Raw genomic sequence first — 20478 nt, forward strand, 5'->3', positions numbered from 1 at the left:
TATCGCCCATGGAGTTCAGCAAAGGGCACGGAACCGAGAACGATTTCGTGATCCTTCCCGATCCCGCCGCGCGCCTGAACCTCGACGCCGACCGGATCGCAGCCCTGTGCGATCGGCGGCGCGGACTCGGAGCCGACGGCGTGCTCCGGGTCGCGCGCGCCGGTGCGCTGGTCTCGGCCGGGGTGCTCGAGGAACTTCCCGGCGGCACCGATGCGGACGACTGGTTCATGGACTACCGCAATGCGGACGGATCCATCGCGGAGATGTGCGGCAACGGCGTGCGGGTCTTCGCGCACTATCTCACTGCGCACGGGCTCGAGAGCCGACGCGAATTCGTGGTCGGCAGCCGGGCAGGTGGCAAACCCGTGCAGGTCCACGAGACGGGACCGGTCCTGGGTGAGGTGACCGTGGACATGGGGCCGGTGCGCGTTCTGGGCGAGTCGGCCGCGACGATCGACGGGCGGGTCTACCCGGGCCTCGGGATCGACGTCGGCAACCCGCACCTGGCGTGCGTGGACGCGCATCTGAGCGAGGCGAGCCTGGCGGGTCTCGATCTCACCTCCCCCGGGTTCGATCCGGGGTTCTTCCCCCAGGGGGTCAACATCGAGTTCCTGACACCGATTGCGTCCGGGACCGTCCACATGCGGGTCCACGAACGCGGAGTGGGGGAGACCCGCTCCTGCGGCACCGGCACGGTGGCGGCCGCCGCTGCGGCCCTGCGCTTCGACGGCGTGTCCGACGGGGTGGTGCGTGTCCGCGTTCCCGGTGGTTCGGTCGAGGTGCGGATCGAGGACGGACGGGCCTGGCTACGGGGACCGTCGGTGCTCGTCGCGGCCGGTGAGATCGACGAGACATGGTGGTCGGCGCCCAACTGATCCCGTCCGCGTGCTGCCCTCGCGACATGCCGTGAGCAACGGGCAGAAAAACTCGAATGCACCGATTCGGGCTTCGTGACACCATGGAGGTGTATGACGAACACAGAGCGCACCCCCCGCGCAGACACAGACGACAGCTCTTCCGGCGCGTACGACGCGTCCGGAGGCTGGACCGCCGAGGATCCGTCCGTCGGCGAGATGCAACTCGAAGACCGTAGCGCATTGCGGCGTGTGGCCGGTCTGTCCACCGAACTCGAAGACATCACCGAGGTCGAATACCGACAACTCCGGCTCGAGCGGGTGGTGCTCGTCGGGGTATGGACGGGCGGCACGGCGGCCCAGGCCGAAGCGAGTCTGGCCGAACTGGCCGCACTCGCCGAGACCGCGGGCTCGGAAGTACTCGAAGGTCTCGTTCAGCGTCGCGACCGGCCCGATGCCTCCACGTATATCGGTTCCGGCAAGGCCGATGAGCTCCGGCAGATCGTGCTGGCAACCGGCGCCGACACCGTCATCTGCGACGGTGAACTCACTCCTGCCCAGCTCACCGCCCTGGAGAAGGTCGTCAAGGTCAAGGTCATCGACCGCACCGCGCTGATCCTCGACATCTTCGCGCAGCACGCCACCTCGAGGGAGGGCAAGGCGCAGGTCTCGCTCGCCCAGATGGAGTACATGCTTCCGCGTCTGCGCGGCTGGGGCGAGTCGATGTCGCGTCAGGCCGGTGGTCGCGCCGGAAGCAACGGCGGTGTGGGCCTGCGTGGCCCGGGTGAAACGAAGATCGAGACCGACCGACGACGGATCCGTGAGCGGATGGCGAAACTGCGTCGCGAGATCAAGGCTATGAAGGCCGCGCGCGACACGAAGCGCACTCGGCGCCTGCGCAACCGGGTCCCGTCCGTGGCGATCGTGGGTTACACCAATGCCGGCAAGTCCAGCCTGCTCAACAAGCTGACCGGATCGGGGGTGCTGGTACAGAATGCGTTGTTCGCGACGCTCGACCCGACCACTCGCCGCGCCAACCTGCCCGACGGACGCGAGTACGTGCTGACCGACACGGTCGGCTTCGTCCGGCACCTTCCGACCCAGCTGGTCGAGGCGTTCCGCTCGACGCTCGAGGAGGTGGCCGATGCCGACGTGCTGTTGCACGTCGTCGACGGTTCCGACCCGTTGCCCACCGAACAGATCAAGGCGGTCCGCGAGGTCATCACCGAGGTGCTGCGCGAATCGGACGCGCCACCACCGCCGGAGTTGATCGTCGTGAACAAGATCGACGCTGCAGATCCGGTTACCCTCACGCAATTGCGTGGCCTGATCCCCGGCGCCGTGTTCGTCTCCGCCCACACCGGGGAAGGTATCGACGATCTGCGGGCCCATCTGGCATCTCTGCTCGAGGATCCGGATGTCGAGGTGAAGCTGCTCCTGCCGTACACACGCGGTGATCTGCTTGCCCGTATCCACACCGACGGGCAGATCCTGTCGTCCGAGCACGAGGTGGACGGCACGCGGGTGCATGCCAAGGTGCCGACGGCACTGGCATCGGCATTGGTCGATTTCGCGGCCTGATGCGGGTCGTGCGCCGGGCGGTGCTGCTCGCTGCCGTCGCGGCCTTCGTCCCCGTCTCGCCTGCTGCGGCGGACGAGACCGAGATCCCGGTCGCCGACGTTCCGGCCGAGACACTGTGTACTCCGGGCGATCCCGCACTGGCCGAACTGTCCGGCCTGGTTTCGCTCGGTTCGCGATTGTTCGCGACTCCCGACGCAGGTGAGGACGAGCGGATCGTCGAACTCGCCGAGGACTGCTCCGTGCTGCAACGGATCGCGTCTCCCGTCGATCCGTACGACGTCGAGGATCTCGCCGCAGGACCCGACGGGCGGTTGTGGCTGGGGGATGTCGGAGACAACAGCCGGGCTCGCGAGACGATCGCGTTGATCTCTCTCGATCCCGATACCGGGCAGGGCGAACTGCACCGGTTGACCTATCCCGACGGCCCGCGAGACGCCGAGGCCGTACTCGTCTCGGCCACCGGGGAACCGGTGATCGTGACCAAGGCGCTGTTCGGGGCGAGCAATGTGTATCGGCCTGCCCGCGGACTCACGATCGGCGAGCTTCCCAGTCCGGGGCCCGCGTCGCTCGAGAAGGTCGGGAGCCTGGTACTCGGTCCGTCCGAGACTCCCGGTGGACCCATCCCCGGCGCCTCGTCCACGCTGATCACCGGGGGTGCCCTCAGTGCGGACGGGACGGTGGCCGCGGTCCGCACCTACACCGACGTCTATCTGTTCCACGTGCCGGACGGTGATCTCGCGGCCGCGCTGGTCGCCGGTCCCCGGTTCCGCATCCCGGTGCCCGACACGCCGCAGGGCGAAGCAGTGGCGTTCACAGCCGCGGGTGACCTGCTCACCGCCTCCGAGCGAGGCGCTGCCGGTGGTGGGGCACCGGGAGAGAACCCGCCGATCCTGATCCATCGCGGAGTGACCGACCTGTTCGGCGCCGACGACGCCGGTGCCGCGGACGAGATGTCGTCCGCGGCACCGGCGCTCGCGGTTATCGGGGTGACGGCCGGAGTGGTCGCAATCGGTTTCCTCGTGCGTCGCCGTACACGTCGGTGAGGTCAGGCGTCCAGATCCGCTGCCACCAACTCCGCGACCTGCGCGAGAACCGCGTCGTCCTCGCACGAGACGGTCACCGGTGTGCCCTGTTCCGCGCCCAGGGTCATGATCATCAGGGCCGAACCGGCGTCGACCGGTTCGCCCCCGTCCACCGCCAGGGTGACCGGTACGCCCGCCTCGACGACGGCCTCGGCGATGATCCCTGCGGGACGAGCATGGAGGCCGATGGACGAACCGACGGCAACCGTGGTGCTGGGCATGTGAATCTCCTTCGTGATGGGACGACGAGCGCTGGGGAGTCGATCAGGACTGTGCGGCTACCGGTCGAGGGTTCGCGCTGCCGGCCGGCGCGTCGGTGGCGCGCGTTACGGACTTGGCGATCGTGACCGCGAGTGCCGCGACCACCGTGCCGGCCGCGAGTGCGATCAGGAACCACACGACGTGGTCCATGGCGAACAGGACGAACAGTCCGCCGTGCGGAGCGGTGAGGGTGACCCCGGCAGCCATGACGATGCCGCCGGTCACAGCGCCGCCGAGCATCATCGAAGGGATCACCCGGAACGGGTCGGCGGCCGCGAACGGGATGGCGCCCTCGGAGATGAACGACGCGCCGAGCAACCAGGCAGCCTTGCCGTTCTCGCGTTCGGCCGGGCTGTAGAGACCCGGACGGAGGAGCGACGACAGTGCCATGGCGAGCGGGGGAACCATACCGGCCCCCATCACCGCGGCCATGATCTCGAGAGATGCGGTGTTGGCGACGTCGAGACCCGCGACGGCGAAGGCATAGGCCGCTTTGTTGACGGGACCTCCGAGGTCGAAGCACATCATCAGGCCGAGGATGACCCCGAGGAACACCGCGGATCCGCCGGACAGTCCGTTGAGCCAGTCGGTCAGACCCGTCGTGATCGCGGCCAGTGGACGGCCGAGCAGCAGGAACATGAGCCCACCGACGATCAGGCTCGCAAGCAGCGGAATGATCACCACCGGCATCAGGCCCCGGGCCCAGGCGGGCAGCGGGATGCGCCCGACCCACAGTGCGGCGAAGCCGCCGATGAGGCCACCGATGAGACCGCCGATGAAGCCGGCTCCGACGAAGACGGCGACCGCACCTGCCGTGAAGCCCGGTGCGAGGCCCGGACGGTCGGCGATGGCGAAGGCGATGTAACCGGCCAGCGCCGGGACGAGGAAGGAGAACGCCAGCGACCCGATCTGATACAGAACCGCACCGAGATAGGTGCCGAGTCCGCCCGCCGGCAGGTTGGTGAGCGTGTTGTCGAGCACGATGTCGGCAGCGGAGTCGCTGATATCGGGACCTGCGAGCAGGTAACCGAGGGCGATGAGCAGGCCGCCTGCGGCGACGAACGGGATCATGTAGCTCACGCCGGTGAGCAGGATCTGACGCAGTCGGGTGCCCCAGCCGAGTTCTCCGCTGTTGTCGGTGTCGCCGGTCGAGGTGCCCGACGCGGCGGCCTCGACGGTCCGTGCCGCCGGATCGGTGGAAGCGTGCAGAGCCTCGGCGATCATGGTGTCCGGTTCGTTGATGGCTCGCTTGACACCCGATGCGATGACGGGCTTTCCGGAGAACCGTTCGCGGCCCTTGACTCCCACATCGGTGGCGAAGATGACGGCGTCGGCACCGGCGATCACATCGGTGGGCAGTGGGGTGCTGCCGCTCGACCCCTGGGTTTCGACTCGCACGGTCACGCCTGCGCGTTCACCGGCTGCGGTCAGTGCGTCGGCGGCCATGTACGTGTGCGCGATGCCGGTCGGGCATGCCGTGACCGCCACGATCGTGCGGTTGACATCGGGCTGCTCCGTGCCCTGCGGGGGTGAGGCGGCAGGCTCGGCAGCGGCGGCCGCCGGCGTCGCGGGCGCAGAGGACGCCCCCGAGCCCGGAGAAGCCGGTCGCGGTGGGAGAACGTCCTCGACCAGCGCGATAACTTCTTCTGCGGACGAGGCCGTGCGTAGCGACGCGACGAAGTCCGGACGGACGAGTGCACGCGCGAGCGCTGTCAGCAGCTTCATATGGTCTCCGCCGGCGCCTTCCGGTGCGGCGATGAGGAAGACCAGATCGGCCGGTCCGTCGGGTGCTCCGAAATCGGCCTTCGGAGACAGCCGTGCGAAAGCGAGGGACGGTGTCGTGACCGCTGCGCTGCGGGCGTGGGGGATCGCGATGCCACCGGGAAGGCCGGTCGCCGATTTCGCCTCTCGTTCGAGGACGGCATCGGTGAGCGCGTCGGCGTCCGAGGCGCGGCCGGTCGCAGTAAGGCGCGCGGCAAGCGCGGCGATGACGGAGTTCTTGTCGGTTCCCAGGTCGGTATCGAGCGAAACGAGTTCCGTGCCGATGATCGCGGAACCGCCTGCGGAGCCGGAGGTGGTGTCGGACATGACGTTCCTTACGAGTGGGTGGGGAGCCTTACGAGTGGGCGGGGAGTCTTACGAGTGGGTGGGGAGCGCTCGGGGTCGGGGATGGATGTCGGTCACGTGTACGTGGGAGGGGTCGACGGAATCGGGAGTGGGAAGGGCGGTTCCGGGAAGTGCGACGGCGGCGGTGCCGTAGGCGACCGCGAGTCGCAGGCGTTCGGGGGGTTCGAGGCCGGTCTGCTCGGCGAGGAGATATCCGGCGAGCGACGAGTCGCCGGCGCCGACCGTGCTACGGACCGTGACCTCGGCGGAGGTTGCGCGCCATGCCCCGGCATCGGTGACGAGAACGGCGCCTGCGCTTCCCAGGGTGGCGAGGACAGTTCCGACGCCGCGGCCGACCAGCACCCTGCCTGCCTCGACCACCGCGGTGACATCTCCTGCGGCGGCACCGGCTTCGAGTTCGCCGGCGTCCGTACCCGTGAGCTGGGCGAGTTCGTCGGAATTCGGCTTGACGACGTCCGGGGCCGCCTCGGGGAACCGCTCGGCGAGGGCGAGCAGTGGCCCCTCGGAGGTGTCGACGGCGACGCGGCATCCGAGACTGCGGAGAGCGCCGACGAGGTCGGCGTACCACGACTCGGGGATGCCGGGTGGAAGGGAACCCGACAGGACGGTCCATGCGGCATCCTGCGCGCATTCGAGCAGTGCTGCGTGAAGCTCACCCAATGCTCTTCCGGTACACGGAGTTCCGGGTTCGTTGAGTTTTGTGGTGGTGCCGTCGGGTTCGGCGATGGTGATGTTGTTGCGTGTCGGTCCCGAGGTGGGCACGGCACGATAGGCGATTCCTTGTCCGCCGAGCGCAGCGATCAGTGGATCGCCGACGTTGGCCGGAAGGACGGCGAGCACGTCGCTCCCCGCGGAGTGAAGCACCCGGGCGACGTTGATTCCTTTGCCACCGGGATCGACGGTCGATCGTTCCGTGCGGTGCACCCTTCCACGTTCGAGCGGGCCCGTCAGTTCGACCGTCCGATCGAGACTGGGATTGGCTGTGAGTGTGACGATCATGCCGTCACCACCTCGATTCCGTGTTCGATGAGTTGTCGACAGTCGGTCTCGTCGAGGTCGGTGTCGGTGACGAGGACGTCGATCGGTTCGAGCGACGCGAAACTCAGCAGATTCCGTCGTCCGACCTTCGACGAGTCGGCGACGACGACCACTCGGTCGGCGGTGTGCACCATGGCTCGTTTGACTGCGGCCTCGTCGGCGTCGGGGGTGGACAGGCCGTGGTCGATGCTCAAGGCGTTGGTGCCGATGAACGCGACGTCCACATGCATCGTCGCGAGGGTGGCCAGGACCTCGGCGCCCACCGCGGCCTGAGTGATCCCGCGGACGCGCCCGCCGAGCAGGTGCAATTGCACCGCACTCATCACGGCGAGGCGGGCGGCGATAGGCACCGAGTTGGTGATGACGGTGAGTTCGCTCTCGGGTGGCAATGCGCTGACGATCCGGCCTGTGGTGGTGCCCGCATCGAGGAGCACGCTCCCTCCCGAGGGGGGCAGGAAACACGTCGCCGCAGCCGCGATCCGGTCCTTGTGCTCGGCGCGTGTGTGTTCGCGCTCGGAGAGGGCGGGCTCGGCCACGGTGAGTGCAGCGGACGGGATCGCACCTCCGTGAACCCTTCGTACGAGGTTGAGTCGTTCGAGATGGGCGAGATCGCGTCGCACGGTCTCGGTGGTGACGCCGTAGCGGTCGGCGAGAGCCGTGACCGACATCCGCCCGCGGGCTGCCACGAGCGCTGCGATCGCTTGCTGTCGTTCCTCTGCGTACACCGTCACTCCTGAGGGTACCCGGTTCGTGGGAAATAAATGTGGGTTTATGTTGTTTTCCGCCCGTATGCGTTGACATGTCAAGGCTACCGCGTAATCTGGATCACATCGAACTACCGTTGTGAGGAGATTTCCATGGAGCAGTCGGCACTAGCCCTGCACGGCACGCCTGTCGTTCCCGGAATCGGATACGGGCCGGTGATCCGCCCCGTCGCCCGTCCCGTCATCCCTGCCGAGGGCACCTCCATCCCCGACACGGCCCGCGAGGCCGAGGTGGGGAGATTCGAGGACGCTGCGAAGGCCGTCGCCGAAAGGTTGCGGGACCGTGCCTCTCGTACGGCGGGTGCCGCGGGCGAGGTTCTCCAGGCCACAGCGGTGCTCGCGGAGGATCGTGCGTGGCGCGGAGCCGCCGCGACGAAGATCCGATCCGGCACCGATGCGGTGGGCGCTACCGTCGCTGCCACCGACCGGTTCGCGGCGCTGTTCGAGAAGATGGGCGGTCTGCAGGCGGAGCGTGTCACGGACCTCCGCGACATCCGCGACCGCGTGATCGCCGAGTTGCAGGGCGAACCCGAGCCCGGTCTCGAGATGCCCGGCGAGCCGTCCGTTCTCCTGGCGGCCGATCTCGCACCCGCCGACACCGCCGGCCTCGATCCCTCTCTGATCGTCGCGCTCGCCACCTCTCTCGGTGGACCTACGAGTCACACCGCGATCATCGCGCGTCAGCTCGGCATCCCGTGTGTGGTCGCAGTCGCCGGTCTCGACGACGTTCCGACGGGGACCGCGGTGCTGGTCGACGGTGCGAGCGGGCGAATCGTGATCGCTCCGGACGGCACCCAGGCGGCCGCCGAAGTCGAGCGGGATCGCGTCGAGCGTGAGCGTGTCGCGGGCTGGGTGGGGCCCGGTGCCACCCTGGACGGTCATCCGGTCGAGATCCTCGCCAATGTCCAGGACGGTGCAGGTGCCCGCGCGGCACGGCAGACCCCGGCGCAGGGAATCGGACTCTTTCGCACCGAACTGTGCTTCCTCGACCGCGATACGGAACCGACCGTCGTGGAGCAGGCCGACATCTATGCGGAAGTGTTCGAGACTTTCGCGGGTCGGAAGGTGGTCCTGCGGACCCTCGACGCCGGATCCGACAAGCCGCTCCGCTTCGCCAACCACCCCGAGGAGGCCAATCCGGCTCTGGGAGTCCGCGGTATCCGGATCACCGCCTCGGCGCCGGGTGTGCTCGATCGGCAACTCGACGCGGTCGCCGAGGCCGCATCGCGCACCGGTGCTCACCCGTGGGTGATGGCACCGATGGTGGCGACTGTGTCCGAGGCTGCGGAGTTCGCCGTGAAGGTGCGCGAGCGTGGACTCTCACCCGGAGCCATGATCGAAGTGCCGTCCGCAGCGCTGCTCGCGGACCGGATCCTCGAGCACCTGGATTTCCTGTCGATCGGCACCAATGATCTGGCGCAGTACACGATGGCGGCCGATCGCATGTCGCCGCAGCTGGCCGCACTCACCGACCCCTGGCAGCCGGCCGTCCTCGATCTGGTGGCATGCGCCGCACGCGCTGGTGCGGAGGTCGGGAAGCCGGTCGGGGTGTGCGGTGAAGCCGCCGCCGACCCGCTGCTCGCGTGCGTACTGGCAGGAATGCGGGTGACCTCACTGTCGTGTGCCGCATCGGCGATCACCTTCGTGGGTGCGCGCCTCGCGTCGGTGAGCATCGACCAGTGCCGATCGGCTGCGGAGGCCGTGCTGCAGACCGCCGACCCGGCGGCGGCGCGCGCTGCGGCTCTGCGCTATCTGGGTGGGCCCGTGGAACGCAACAGCTGAATCCGAGAATCAGTTCACAGCAAGGGATTTCGGTGAAGACCCGCGCTGCCGACTTCATGCCCGTCTCGGTGTCTCCGTCCTCGAACAGGCGGGGGGCAGGGAGCCGGTTGAATGCCCCGAAGTGTCAGGGATGCTGTGGGGGTTCGGTCGTCGGCGTGCTCGATGGTGGGGCGCCGGCCTTCGCGCGGATCGGTGCTCCGGTGATCTCGGCTCGGGAGGGTAGGGCGCACGCAACCGCAGCCAAGCCGACCGCGATCCATAGTGCTGCTGTGCCGAGCCGGTGAAAGGCGAGGCCTCCGAGGGTCGCGCCGACAGCGAAGATGAACCAGTAGCCGATGGTGGCGAGCCAGCTCCACGGATGCGCGGTGCGGATGTCGGCCACCAGTTGGTGGGCGGCCTTGACCAGGGTGCCGGTCACGTAGGTCAGGCCGACATGAACGTCGGTGTTCGTTGCCAGTGCCGAATTGGTCAGTCCCCCCACGACCGCGAGCATCAGCACTCCCGACCATGCCGATGCCGTATTCGCCACGATCGCACCCGCCAGGGTCGCGAGGGCGATCGACGCCATCAGCACCCGATGGGCTGCCGACCTGAGCCACCGTACGATGGCGGCTCCGGTGAGGCATCCCGCGAAGAACAGGCAGATCAGCAGGGCGGACAGGCCCGCAAGGGACCAGTGACCGGTCGCGGTCGACGAGGCGAGGATTGTCGTATTGCCGGACATGAACGCCACGAAGCTGCCCTGCAACACCACGAAGGCGATCGCGTCCACGAAGCCTGCCATCACCAGCAGCCAGGCGCCGAGCAGAACGTCCGATGAGCGCACACGAGCGATTGTTTTCGTCACGCGCACTAAACCCCTTCGGTCCAGTCGTCATGTGCTTCCGCGGGCCGGACAACACCTGCGCAGGCCGGCTGAGAGCCACCGGGCGGGGCTACCCCGCCGGGTACCGAGGTAGCACCGGACTCCGTTGTCTGCAGGCGATGCGGGAAACGGCCTGCTTCCGACTTCGAATCGGAGCCCTCGGTCGCACAGGCGACGCGCCCGGTCGGGTATCGGGGCCGGCCCGTTCAGTGATCGCGGAAGCAAGCGATGTGGAAGGGGCGGGCAGCGGGTTTTCCGCTGGCGTCGTAGGTGTGGACCCTCATTCGGTTCGGATCTTCGTCCAGTGACACCGTGATGAGGCCCGGCTCGACGGGCTCGGCCAGCGCGCTGCCGATGGTCCCCGCGAAGTTGGTCTTTGCCTCCCCCTGCAGTGGGACCTTCCAGGTCAAGATGTATTCGTTCTCCCCGACCAACTCACACTCCCCGATCAGGTAGCCGCGTGCGATGGTGCCGTCTGCAGCGATTACACAGGCGAGGCGGTTCTCGAATGTCATCGGTCCTCCATGGATTCGGTCGGGTAGTGCTTCCGGACGTGGTTTTGCGGATCAGCGTTTTCGGGAGGCCCGGCTGCATACGCCGCTCGTGCCGGGACGCCCGCGATGTCGAGAAGCTGTGGTCGTAAGTCGGTGATACGTCGCCGAACGGGCGTAGGACGCCCCATGCCCACAGGTAACGACTTCTCGCAGATCCGATGTGTCCCTCAGCAGGAACCGGGTGGCGGGATCGCGCTCGTTCGAACTCCGGTTCTGGCAACGATACTCGGGCCGAGTGCTCTTCGGGAAGGAATCGTATAGCGCGCAGATGGATTGACGATGTTCCTGATCGTGCCCTCGACCCGGGTTGAAATGGTGCGTTCGCTGCCCATCCATCCGGAGAAGCCGATCCCGACCGCGGCGGCGTCACGTGCGTCATGGTGCCCAGGATTGCAACGGTCGCCGAGGTCGGCGATGGGTCGTCGGCGCAGCCGGGCGCACTGTCCTCCGGCAGTCGCCGTCCTCGGGCTCGTGGCCCGCGACGCACGTGCAGGTGCGGCGGCGGGGAGCGGTCGCACAACAGCGGAAGCCGACGGAGTGGCCGGTCGCGTCGTGCTGTACCTCAGCAAGGTGGGCCCGCTCGCTCTCGCCTGGCGCCGCACCTTCGCGTCGGCGAACCGGGTGCCGCGGGTCCCGATCGTCACCGCACCGTCCTGCTTGTTCCTCGCGGCCTTCGTGTTCGAGGCGGCAGTCGCTGATCCGTCGGTCTACATCGCCGCCCGTGTGCTGGTGGGGCTGGGTGCGGTCTGCTTCACGCTGTATTCGATTGTCGGCATCCTCGAGAGCGGCACGTCGTCCGGGTAGCGACGTCCGGGCGCGCGGTGGGGCCTACCATGTCGTCTCGTGACTGAACGAGTGAAGCGGGCCGGACGCACAGCCGCGGGCCTGGGATGGACGCTGCACGGCGACGGACGTCGTATCAACCCCGGTGCGGTAGTCGCGCCACACGAGCGACTGTCGTGGCCACGCACCGTGGGAATCGGGATGCAGCACGTTATCGCGATGTTCGGAGCAACCCTGCTCGTTCCGACGATCACGGGTTTCCCCGTGACGACGACGCTGCTGTTCTCCGGTATCGGAACCGCGCTGTTCCTGATCATCACCCGAGGACGGGTGCCCAGCTATCTCGGCTCCTCGTTCGCCTTCATCGCGCCGCTCACCGCATCGGCCGGATCCGGCCCCGCGGCGCAGCTGGGCGGCATCGTCGCCGTCGGCGTCGTGCTCGCGCTGATCGGTGTGCTGGTCAAGGCGGCAGGATCTCGCATCATCGACGCGGTCATGCCGCCGGTGGTCACCGGAGCGATCGTCGCCCTCATCGGGCTCAATCTCGCACCGACTGCCGCGGGATCGTTCGAAGCGCAACCTCTCGTCGCCACGGTCACGCTCGTGGTCACCTTGCTCGTGACGGTCGTCGGACCGGGAATGCTCGGCCGTCTCGGCATCCTCGTCGGTGTGATCGTCGGCTGGGTCTTCGCAGCACTGACCGGCGCGATCGCGTCCGAACGCATCGACGCCATGAAAGAGGCGGCCTGGTTCGGATTGCCGGAACTGCGCGGCCCCACCTTCGAGCTGTCCGTGGTCCTGTTGGCTCTGCCCGTGGTGGTCGTCCTGGTGGCCGAGAATGTCGGGCACGTCAAGGCTGTCGCCGCGATGACCGGCAAGAATCTCGACGACGTGGCCGGCGACGCCCTGATCGCCGACGGCCTCGCGACCACTCTCGCCGGCGCGGGCGGCGGTTCGGGAACGACGACCTACGCGGAGAACATCGGCGTGATGGCTGCGACGCGCGTGTACTCCACCGCGGCGTACGCCGTCGCAGCGGTCACTGCGGTCGTCCTCGCCTTCTCTCCGAAGTTCGGTGCGCTGGTCTTCACCGTGCCGGACGGTGTCCTCGGCGGTGCGACGCTGGTGCTCTACGGGCTCATCGGCATTCTCGGCGTCCGGATCTGGATGGATGCGAAGGTCGATTTCACCGACCCCGTGAACCTCACCGTTGCGGCCGCAGCACTCGTCGCCGGTATCGGTGATCTGACCCTGTCGATCGGGTCGGTTGCACTCGGCGGAATCGCATGGGGTTCGATCGGCATCCTCGTCGCGTATCCGATCCTGCGCAAACTCGCCGACGTGCGGCGCTGACCGGAATTCCGAGGAAGGGTCGTACGGGTCACAAAACTCGCTCGATTGTGTCAGCGTCACGCTGCGATCGTCTGCATACCGTGAGTATGTCGAACGACGTCGGACACAGGAGCGCAGATGGAACGCACCCTTTTCGAGCCCGAGCACGATCTCTTCCGTGAGTCGTACCGGAAATTCCTCGAACAAGAGGTGGCCCCCTTCCACGAGCAGTGGGAGAAGGACAAGATCGTCGATCGTGAGGTGTGGAAGAAGGCCGGCGCGCAGGGCTTCCTCGGCATGGCAGTGCCGGAGGAGTACGGCGGCGGCGGGATGGACGACTTCCGCTACAACGCCATCATGGCCGAGGAGACCACGCGTCTGGGCTTCAGCGGACTCGGCTTCATGCTGCACAACGACGTCGTCGCCCCGTATCTGCTCGAACTCACCAACGAGGAGCAGAAGAAGCGGTGGCTGCCGGGGTTCTGTACCGGCGAACTCATCACGGCGATCGCGATGACGGAGCCGGGTACCGGCAGCGACCTGCAGGGCATCAAGACCCGCGCGGTGCGCGACGGTGACGACTGGGTCCTCAACGGTGCCAAGACCTTCATCACCAACGGTATCCACTCCGATCTGGTGATCGTCGTGGCCTGCACCGACCCGGAGAAGGGCGCCCAGGGATTCTCGCTGCTCGTCGTCGAGCGCGGCATGCCCGGCTTCGAGCGCGGGCGCAATCTCGACAAGATCGGTCTCGACGCCCAGGACACGGCGGAGCTCAGCTTCAACGACGTGCGCGTTCCGGCAGCGAACCTTCTCGGGCAGGAGGGGATGGGCTTCATCTACCTGATGCAGAACCTCCCTCAGGAGCGTCTCGCCATCGCGGTGGTCGCGGCCGCTGCGATGGAGCGCGTGCTCGAGGACACGATCCAGTACTGCCGCGACCGCAAGGCGTTCGGGAAGCCGATCGGCAAGTTCCAGAACACGCGCTTCGAACTCGCCGAGCTCGCGACCGAGACCCAGCTCGCGCGGGTGTTCGTGGACAAGTGCATCGAGCTGCTGAACGAGAAGAAGCTCACCGTCCAGGAGGCCGCGATGGCCAAGTACTGGACGACGGACAAGCAGGTCGAGCTGATCGACCGGTGCCTGCAACTGCACGGTGGCTACGGCTACATGCGTGAGTATCCGGTCGCGAAGGCGTACCTGGACGCACGCGTGCAGAAGATCTACGGCGGTACGAACGAGATCATGAAGGAAGTCATCGGGCGCGGTCTCAACATCTGAGGCGCGTACGACGAGGCCGGGGTGGCTCCACACAGCGTGGGGCCACCCCGGCTTCGTCGTGTCGGGAGAACTCCCGCGGATCAGATCTTGCGGACCACCGTGACGACCTTCCCCAGGATGACTGCGTCGTTGCCCGGGATCGGTTCGAACATCGGGTTGTGCGGCATGAGCCAGACGTCGCCGTCGACCCGCTTGAACGTCTTGACCGTGGCCTCGCCGTCGAGCATCGCAGCGACGATGTCGCCGTTGTCTGCGACATTCTGCTGCCGGACGACCACCCAGTCGCCGTCGCAGATCGCGGCCTCGATCATCGATTCACCGACGACCTTGAGCAGGAACAACGAGCCCTGGCCGACGAGTTCGCGGGGAAGGGGGAAGACGTCCTCGACCGCTTCCTCGGCTAGGATCGGACCGCCGGCTGCGATCCGGCCCACAACGGGAACCATTGCTGCGGAAGGGATTTCGTCGGCGGAGGAAGTGGCAACCACCTCGGGTGACGTCTCGCCCGCAGGGGACGGCTCGAGGCCGCGTACGTCCACGGCGCGGGGGCGATTCGGATCCCGGCGCAAGAATCCCTTGCGTTCGAGCGTGCGCAACTGGTGTGCGACGGACGACGTCGAGTTGAGCCCGACCGCGTCGCCGATCTCGCGGATGCTCGGCGGGTAACCGCGTTCGCTGACGGAATCGCGGATGACCTCGAGAACGCGTCGCTGACGCTCGGTGAGACCCGCGGCGGGGTCGTCGGTCGTGGGTCCGCCACGGCGGGCTGTGGATGCTGCGTCCGCCTTCATCGTGACCTCCGTGCGGCGAGTGTCGGATGGGTTGCAAGTTGTCTTTCGAATCTATCGAGATCCCGCGCGTATATCAAACAGATGTTCGAGATTCACCTGCGATGGGGGCTGACGACGGGCGTGACTCGTGATAGAACATTCGAACAGACTTTCGTTCGAACAAGTGATCGAGTGTTCGGCGGGTTTCAGACCACGCACAGCGACACGGAGGATTCCGATGAGCAGAGCGGTTCGGATCGATACGGCAATTCCGGCGGGTGTGGCAGTTCGAGTCGGCCCGGCAGTGCGGGTCGCGGCGACGGGCACCGGCGGCCGGGTCACCCGCGGCATCCGGCCGATCGCCGCGACCTCGCTGCCTGGTCCCGCTCGTGTTCCGGCGCGCACGAGGCAGCGCGTCGCCGCTTCGTCCCGGGAGCCGCTTCATCGCCGGTCGACGGTGGCCCCACGTGGTCGCAGTCGTGCCGGAGGCACGACCTGGCGGCAGATGGCCGCCACGATATTTCTCACCGCGGTCGCGACCACTCTGCTTCTCGTGCTGGCTCACGTCCGGACCGGAGAGGTGATCTCGCAGAGTGCCGGCACCGCCGTAGCAGTCGTGCAGGAGGGGGAGACCCTCGAGGCATTGGCCTTTCGGCTGCATCCGGACGTCCCGGTCGATGTCACGGTGGCGAGGATCGCCGAACTCAACTCGCTGGGCGCTTCCGGTGCGCGAGCCGGAAGCCGTCTGCTGGTACCGGATCCCGTTCGGGGATGACGGTGCGCCATGACCCACGCCGACCCTCCACCCGCGCCCGAATCGGACAGCCGGGTATTGTCTAACACTGTCAGTCACACCACACCGTGTGGTTGCGGCGGTGTCGGCCCACTCGCGAGTGGAGACGGTTCCGGTCCGGAGGCGTCGCTTCGCCGCCGACGCCGCGACCCTCACGGGCGCGACGAAGGAACCGAGATGTACTGCCCGTATTGCCGCCACCCCGACTCTCGGGTGGTCGATTCGCGTGAGGCAGACGAGGGTGCCGCGATTCGTCGCCGACGTGCGTGCCCCGAATGTGGGCGCCGTTTCAGCACCGTCGAGACGGCTGTGCTGTCTGTGGTCAAGCGCAGCGGCGTGACCGAACCGTTCAGCCGTGAGAAGGTCGTGCGCGGGGTGGCCCGCGCCTGCCAGGGCCGCGACGTCGACAACGACGCGCTCAACAAGCTGGCGCAGCAGGTGGAGGATGCGGTGCGGGCGAAGGGCTCTCCCGAGATCCCGAGCCACGAGGTGGGGTTGGCGATCCTCGGTCCCCTGCGCGATCTCGACGAGGTCGCCTACCTGCGCTTCGCGTCGGTCTACCGCTCTTTCAGTTCGGCGGAGGACTTCGAACGCGAGATCCACGAACTGCGCGAACATCAGAAGTCCAGGACCCCCGAGGACGACTGAACGTCGCGGTCGGGGTCGCCGCCGAGGGGTGATCCGGATCCTTACCTGATCGCCTCGATGGCTTTCAGTACGCGCTTCTCCGAGACCGGAATTCGGGTCCCGAGTCCTTGCGCGAACAGGCTCACGCGCAATTCCTCGATCATCCAGTAGATTTCGATCACCTCGGTCGCGGTGCGTCGCTCTTCCGGCAGACGCGCGAGCAGTTTGTCGTAGGCACCGTAGACGCGATCGAGCACATCCATTCCGGTGGCGTCGCGATGTGCACTGGCCGGCAACGCCTCCAGGCGCTGAGCGGCCGCGGAAAGATAGCGCGGAAGATCGGCGATCCGACGCGAACCCAGTTCGGTAACGAACCCGGCGAACAACAGCGACTTCAGTTGTTCGCGCACGTCGTCGGCTGCTTCACCGCTCATGCGATCGAGCAGGATTCCCACTTCGTGGGCGCGCGAGAGTACAGGCACGATCGCCTTCAGCAGTCGGGCGACGCGTCCGGGTAGTTGTGACCGTACGGTGGCGGCCAGTCGCTCGAACTCGTCGGGCGTCCGCACCGGAGCGCCGTGCGCGGCAACGATGTCGTCCACTGCGCAGGCCCGGCAGTCCTCGATGAGAGCCTCGAACGAACCGTCCGGATTCCGTCCGAGCGCGAGCCGTTCCATGTTGTTCAGCCCCGAGGTCACGGCCTTGGACTTCGTCGGCGCCGATGCGAGGAGCAAGGCGCGTAGGCCGTGGCGGGTCGCATTCTGCTGTGCCTGCGGTGTGCTCAGCACGCGTACCGCCACACCGCCGTCTTCGGCCACCAGTGCGGGATAGCCGGTGACCTTCCGTCCGGCGACCTCCCGGGTGACGGTGGGCGAGAGGTTTCCGAGCGTTTCGGCCGTCCACACCAGGGCTGCGGGACGCTCGGTGCCCGCGGCCGCACGCGAGACTTCTGCCTCGACCCGCGGGGCCAGCTTCTTCCGGAGTGCGGTGAGGCTCTTGCTGCGGCCGAGCACGGTGCCCCGTTCGTCGACCGCCGCGAAGGTCATTCTCAGGTGGTCGGGCAGCGCGGCGGGATCGAAATCCGACGGCTCGATCGTGCACCTGCCCAGACGCGACAGTTCGCGAGCCATCGCATTGACGAGGGGTTCGGACCGCGGAGTCACCGACGCCAGCGCCGCTGCAGCGAAGTCGGGTGCCGGAACCACCTGTCGCCGTATATGTTTGGGTAACGTCTTGATGAGGGCGGTCACGAGTTCGGTCCGCATGCCGGGGACGAGCCAGTCGAAACCGACGGCTTTGAGGTTGGCGAGCAGCGCGACGGGGACGCGCGCGGTGACGCCGTCCTCCTCCGTTCCGGGCTCGAACTGGTAGGTGAGAGGGAACTGGATCTCGCCTTGGCGCCAGGCATCCGGGTAGTCGCCCTCGAGCACCGATGCGGCATCGCGGTTGACGACGTTCTCCGGGGTGAACGTCAGCAGGTCCGGCTGCGTGCGGCGGGTCTTCTTCCACCAGGTGTCGAAGTGCCGGGCAGATACGACTTCAGGGCCGATCCGCTGGTCGTAGAAGTCGAACAGGGTCTCGTCGTCGACGACGATGTCGCGGCGCCGCGCCCGGTGTTCGAGCTCCTCCACGTCGTCGAGCAGAGCGCGGTTGTCGTGGAAGAACTTGTGCCGAGTCCGCCACTCGCCCTGGACCAGTGCATGCCGGATGAACAGTTCGCGGGAGACCTCGGGGTCGATGCGACCGTAGGGGACCGGTCGTTGCGCGACGAGGGGGATGCCGTACAGGGTGACGCGCTCGTACGCCATGGCCGATTCGCGGCGCGTCGACCAGTGCGGCTCCGAGTAGGTGCGCTTGACGAGGTGCGGGGCGAGTTTCTCGACCCATTCGGGTTCGATGCGTGCGACCATTCGCGCCCAAAGGCGCGAGGTTTCCACGAGTTCGGCCGCCATGACCCAACGCGGAGGCTTCTTGAACAGCGACGACCCGGGGAAGACGGCGAAACGTGCGCCGCGGGCTCCGAGGAAGTCGCGCTTGTCGCCTTCGCGCAGGCCGATGTGGGAGAGCAGTCCGGCGAGTAGCGACTTGTGGATGTCGTCGGGGTCCACCTCGCGGTGGTGCGTTTCCCACCCCATCGTGAGGGTGATCTGGCGGAGTTGCCCCTGGAGGTCCTGCCATTCACGGATCCGCAACCAGTGCAGGAACTCGTCGCGGCACAGTTTGCGGAACCGGCTCGACGAGAGGGTCTTACGCTCTTCCTTCAGGTAGTCCCACAAGCGGAGGAAGGCCAGGAAGTCCGAACCCTCCACGGCGAAGCGTGCATGCTTCTCGTCTGCGGCCTGCTGGAACTCGGCGGGGCGTTCTCGTACGTCCTGGATCGACAGCGCCGAGACGATGATGAGCACTTCGCGCAGACACCCGTTGCGATGGCCCTCGACGATCATGCGGGCCATCCGCGGATCGACGGGCAGCCGGGCGATCTCGCGACCCGTCGCGGTCAGGCGCGGGCCCTCGCCTGTCTTCGCGGGCTCGAGAGCACCGAGTTCTTCGAGCAGGGCGATACCGTCGCGGATCGCGCGGGGATCCGGTGCTTCCACGAACGGGAATGCTTCGATATCGCCGAGGCCGAGCGCGGTCATCTGCAGGACGACCGATGCGAGGTTGGTGCGCAGGATCTCCGGTTCGGTGAACTCCGGTCGACTGTCGAAGTCCTCCTCCGAATACAGGCGGATGCAGATGCCATCTGCGACGCGACCGCACCGCCCGGCGCGCTGACGCGCCGAGGCCTGCGAGATCGGTTCGATCGGCAGTCGCTGCACCTTCGTCCGTACCGAATACCGCGAGATGCGGGCGGTCCCGGGGTCGACGACGTAGCGGATCCCGGGGACGGTCAATGACGTCTCGGCGACGTTGGTGGACAGCACCACCCGCCGCCCCGTGTGCGGCGCGAAGACCCGGTGCTGCTCGGCGGCCGACAACCGGCCGTAGAGCGGGAGTATCTCGGTATTGCGGAGTTTGCGGTCGCGGAGCGCGTCGGCGGTATCCCGGATCTCGCGTTCGCCGGAGAGGAAGACGAGGATGTCGCCGTCGCCCTCGCCCTGCAATTCTTCGACGGCCTCGCAGACCGCGTCGACGGGATCACGGTCGATCAGGCCGTCTCCGGCCTCGACGGTCAGGGGACGGTAGCGGACTTCGACGGGATAGGTGCGGCCGGAGACCTCCACAATGGGTGCGGGTGTCCCGTCGGCCGCGGCGAAATGCCGCGCGAAGCGTTCCGGATCGATCGTCGCCGAGGTGATGATCACCTTCAGGTCGGGGCGACGTGGAAGCAACTGAGCGAGGTAGCCCAGCAGGAAGTCGATGTTGAGGCTGCGTTCGTGTGCCTCGTCGATGATGATGGTGTCGTACTGCCGTAGCAACCGGTCGCGTTGGATCTCGGCGAGGAGGATGCCGTCGGTCATGAGCTTGACCACGGTCGAATCGGTCACCTGATCGGTGAACCGCACGGTGTAGCCCACGGCGGCGCCGAGTTCGGTGTCCAGTTCTTCTGCGAGGCGCTCGGCGACGGCGCGAGCAGCGATGCGCCGCGGCTGGGTGTGGCCGATCAGGCCACGTACCCCTCGTCCCAGTTCGAGGCAGATCTTCGGGATCTGCGTCGTCTTGCCCGACCCGGTCTCGCCGGCGACCACCACGACCTGGTGCTCGCGGATCGCGGCGGCGATGTCGTCCTTGCGCTGGGAGACGGGAAGGTCGTCGGGATAGCGGATCGCCGGGACGGTTGCTGCCCGTGCGGCGAGTCGCTCGCGTGCGTTCTCGATCTCTGCAGCGATGTCTGCGAGGGCGTCCGCTCCCCGTGCCCGGTCGAGGCGCCGGCGGAGCCGGTTCTCGTCGCGGAGCGAGACCTCGGACAGTGCCGCGCGCAGTTCGCGGCGATTCGGGGCGGGGGAGATGGACATGCTGATCAGACAGCCTAGCGAAACGCCG

17 protein-coding genes are annotated in these 20478 nt (G+C 67.4%); 9 read left to right on the forward strand and 8 right to left on the reverse strand.

The window, feature by feature from the left end:
• Positions 1–8: 8 nt before the first annotated feature.
• From dapF to ABZ789_RS01280, 3 genes are all read left to right on the forward strand, one after another.
• Positions 9–875, forward strand: coding sequence for a diaminopimelate epimerase (dapF, locus tag ABZ789_RS01270; protein WP_358417764.1), 867 nt, complete (start codon positions 9–11; stop codon positions 873–875).
• Positions 876–968: 93 nt separating this feature from the next.
• Positions 969–2435 (forward strand): GTPase HflX, encoded by a 1467-nt coding sequence (gene hflX / locus ABZ789_RS01275; protein ID WP_358417767.1) that lies wholly within the window; start codon positions 969–971, stop codon positions 2433–2435.
• The gene (locus ABZ789_RS01280; protein ID WP_358417770.1) at positions 2435–3478 is read left to right on the forward strand and encodes a hypothetical protein; all 1044 of its coding nucleotides are present in this window, start codon (positions 2435–2437) and stop codon (positions 3476–3478) included. Before hflX ends, ABZ789_RS01280 begins: the two co-directional genes overlap by 1 nt.
• A gap of 2 nt (positions 3479–3480) precedes the next feature.
• Here the strand turns inward: ABZ789_RS01280 and ABZ789_RS01285 are convergent, their stop codons facing one another.
• The 4 genes from ABZ789_RS01285 to ABZ789_RS01300 are packed head-to-tail and all read right to left on the reverse strand — an operon-like array spanning position 3481 to position 7668.
• A complete protein-coding gene (locus ABZ789_RS01285; protein ID WP_358417773.1) occupies positions 3481–3738 on the reverse strand; it encodes an HPr family phosphocarrier protein in 258 nt (85 codons plus the stop codon).
• 43 nt (positions 3739–3781) lie between these two features.
• Positions 3782–5866 carry a fructose-specific PTS transporter subunit EIIC gene (locus ABZ789_RS01290; RefSeq protein WP_358417776.1) on the reverse strand — a complete coding sequence of 695 codons (2085 nt, stop codon included), beginning with the start codon at positions 5864–5866 and terminating at the stop codon, positions 3782–3784.
• A gap of 48 nt (positions 5867–5914) precedes the next feature.
• On the reverse strand, positions 5915–6904 hold the full coding sequence (locus ABZ789_RS01295; RefSeq protein ID WP_358417779.1) for a 1-phosphofructokinase family hexose kinase: 990 nt from the start codon (positions 6902–6904) through the stop codon (positions 5915–5917).
• A complete protein-coding gene (locus tag ABZ789_RS01300; RefSeq protein WP_358418206.1) occupies positions 6901–7668 on the reverse strand; it encodes a DeoR/GlpR family DNA-binding transcription regulator in 768 nt (255 codons plus the stop codon). The genes ABZ789_RS01295 and ABZ789_RS01300 overlap by 4 nt, the downstream gene beginning before the upstream one ends.
• Before the next feature lie 132 nt (positions 7669–7800).
• On the opposite strand from ABZ789_RS01300, the gene ABZ789_RS01305 reads away from it, so the two are divergent.
• Entirely contained in the window at positions 7801–9489 is a 1689-nt protein-coding gene (locus ABZ789_RS01305; protein WP_358417782.1) for a putative PEP-binding protein, read from the forward strand.
• A 124-nt stretch (positions 9490–9613) separates the two neighbouring features.
• Here the strand turns inward: ABZ789_RS01305 and ABZ789_RS01310 are convergent, their stop codons facing one another.
• Both ABZ789_RS01310 and ABZ789_RS01315 read right to left on the reverse strand, forming a co-directional pair.
• On the reverse strand, positions 9614–10336 hold the full coding sequence (locus tag ABZ789_RS01310; protein ID WP_358417784.1) for a YoaK family protein: 723 nt from the start codon (positions 10334–10336) through the stop codon (positions 9614–9616).
• A 224-nt stretch (positions 10337–10560) separates the two neighbouring features.
• Positions 10561–10869: a hypothetical protein gene (locus ABZ789_RS01315; RefSeq protein WP_358417786.1), complete on the reverse strand. Its 309-nt coding sequence runs from the start codon at positions 10867–10869 to the stop codon at positions 10561–10563.
• Positions 10870–11322: 453 nt separating this feature from the next.
• Here ABZ789_RS01315 and ABZ789_RS01320 point away from each other — a divergent pair, with 453 nt between their 5' ends.
• From ABZ789_RS01320 to ABZ789_RS01330, 3 genes are all read left to right on the forward strand, one after another.
• On the forward strand, positions 11323–11712 hold the full coding sequence (locus ABZ789_RS01320) for a DUF2776 family protein (protein WP_358417789.1): 390 nt from the start codon (positions 11323–11325) through the stop codon (positions 11710–11712).
• 39 nt (positions 11713–11751) lie between these two features.
• Positions 11752–13044 carry a solute carrier family 23 protein gene (locus ABZ789_RS01325; protein ID WP_358417792.1) on the forward strand — a complete coding sequence of 431 codons (1293 nt, stop codon included), beginning with the start codon at positions 11752–11754 and terminating at the stop codon, positions 13042–13044.
• Positions 13045–13161: 117 nt separating this feature from the next.
• A complete protein-coding gene (locus tag ABZ789_RS01330; protein ID WP_358417795.1) occupies positions 13162–14304 on the forward strand; it encodes an acyl-CoA dehydrogenase family protein in 1143 nt (380 codons plus the stop codon).
• A gap of 80 nt (positions 14305–14384) precedes the next feature.
• On the opposite strand, the gene lexA is transcribed toward ABZ789_RS01330, so the two are convergent.
• Positions 14385–15095, reverse strand: a complete 711-nt coding sequence (lexA, locus tag ABZ789_RS01335; RefSeq protein ID WP_358417798.1) for a transcriptional repressor LexA — start codon at positions 15093–15095, stop codon at positions 14385–14387.
• Positions 15096–15312: 217 nt separating this feature from the next.
• Here lexA and ABZ789_RS01340 point away from each other — a divergent pair, with 217 nt between their 5' ends.
• Together ABZ789_RS01340 and nrdR are read left to right on the forward strand one after the other, a co-directional pair.
• A complete protein-coding gene (locus ABZ789_RS01340; RefSeq protein WP_358417801.1) occupies positions 15313–15849 on the forward strand; it encodes a LysM peptidoglycan-binding domain-containing protein in 537 nt (178 codons plus the stop codon).
• Positions 15850–16044: 195 nt separating this feature from the next.
• A complete protein-coding gene (nrdR, locus tag ABZ789_RS01345) occupies positions 16045–16515 on the forward strand; it encodes a transcriptional regulator NrdR (protein ID WP_358417804.1) in 471 nt (156 codons plus the stop codon).
• 41 nt (positions 16516–16556) lie between these two features.
• On the opposite strand, the gene hrpA is transcribed toward nrdR, so the two are convergent.
• Positions 16557–20450, reverse strand: coding sequence for an ATP-dependent RNA helicase HrpA (hrpA, locus tag ABZ789_RS01350; RefSeq protein ID WP_358417807.1), 3894 nt, complete (start codon positions 20448–20450; stop codon positions 16557–16559).
• Positions 20451–20478 lie beyond the last annotated feature (28 nt).

The organism is Rhodococcus sp. NPDC047139, assembly GCF_040643435.1.
GTDB lineage: Bacteria > Actinomycetota > Actinomycetes > Mycobacteriales > Mycobacteriaceae > Rhodococcus.

Bases quoted from the DNA above. Each gene is read 5' to 3' on its own strand.
- ABZ789_RS01315 (WP_358417786.1), bottom strand. From the start codon at position 10,869: ATGACATTCGAGAACCGCCTCGCCTGTGTAATCGCTGCAGACGGCACC.
- ABZ789_RS01295 (WP_358417779.1), bottom strand. From the start codon at position 6,904: ATGATCGTCACACTCACAGCCAATCCCAGTCTCGATCGGACGGTCGAA.
- hflX (WP_358417767.1), top strand. From the start codon at position 969: ATGACGAACACAGAGCGCACCCCCCGCGCAGACACAGACGACAGCTCT.
- ABZ789_RS01320 (WP_358417789.1), top strand. From the start codon at position 11,323: ATGGGTCGTCGGCGCAGCCGGGCGCACTGTCCTCCGGCAGTCGCCGTC.
- hrpA (WP_358417807.1), bottom strand. From the start codon at position 20,450: ATGTCCATCTCCCCCGCCCCGAATCGCCGCGAACTGCGCGCGGCACTG.
- ABZ789_RS01285 (WP_358417773.1), bottom strand. From the start codon at position 3,738: ATGCCCAGCACCACGGTTGCCGTCGGTTCGTCCATCGGCCTCCATGCT.
- lexA (WP_358417798.1), bottom strand. From the start codon at position 15,095: ATGAAGGCGGACGCAGCATCCACAGCCCGCCGTGGCGGACCCACGACC.
- nrdR (WP_358417804.1), top strand. From the start codon at position 16,045: ATGTACTGCCCGTATTGCCGCCACCCCGACTCTCGGGTGGTCGATTCG.
- dapF (WP_358417764.1), top strand. From the start codon at position 9: ATGGAGTTCAGCAAAGGGCACGGAACCGAGAACGATTTCGTGATCCTT.
- ABZ789_RS01290 (WP_358417776.1), bottom strand. From the start codon at position 5,866: ATGTCCGACACCACCTCCGGCTCCGCAGGCGGTTCCGCGATCATCGGC.
- ABZ789_RS01340 (WP_358417801.1), top strand. From the start codon at position 15,313: ATGAGCAGAGCGGTTCGGATCGATACGGCAATTCCGGCGGGTGTGGCA.
- ABZ789_RS01330 (WP_358417795.1), top strand. From the start codon at position 13,162: ATGGAACGCACCCTTTTCGAGCCCGAGCACGATCTCTTCCGTGAGTCG.
- ABZ789_RS01280 (WP_358417770.1), top strand. From the start codon at position 2,435: ATGCGGGTCGTGCGCCGGGCGGTGCTGCTCGCTGCCGTCGCGGCCTTC.
- ABZ789_RS01305 (WP_358417782.1), top strand. From the start codon at position 7,801: ATGGAGCAGTCGGCACTAGCCCTGCACGGCACGCCTGTCGTTCCCGGA.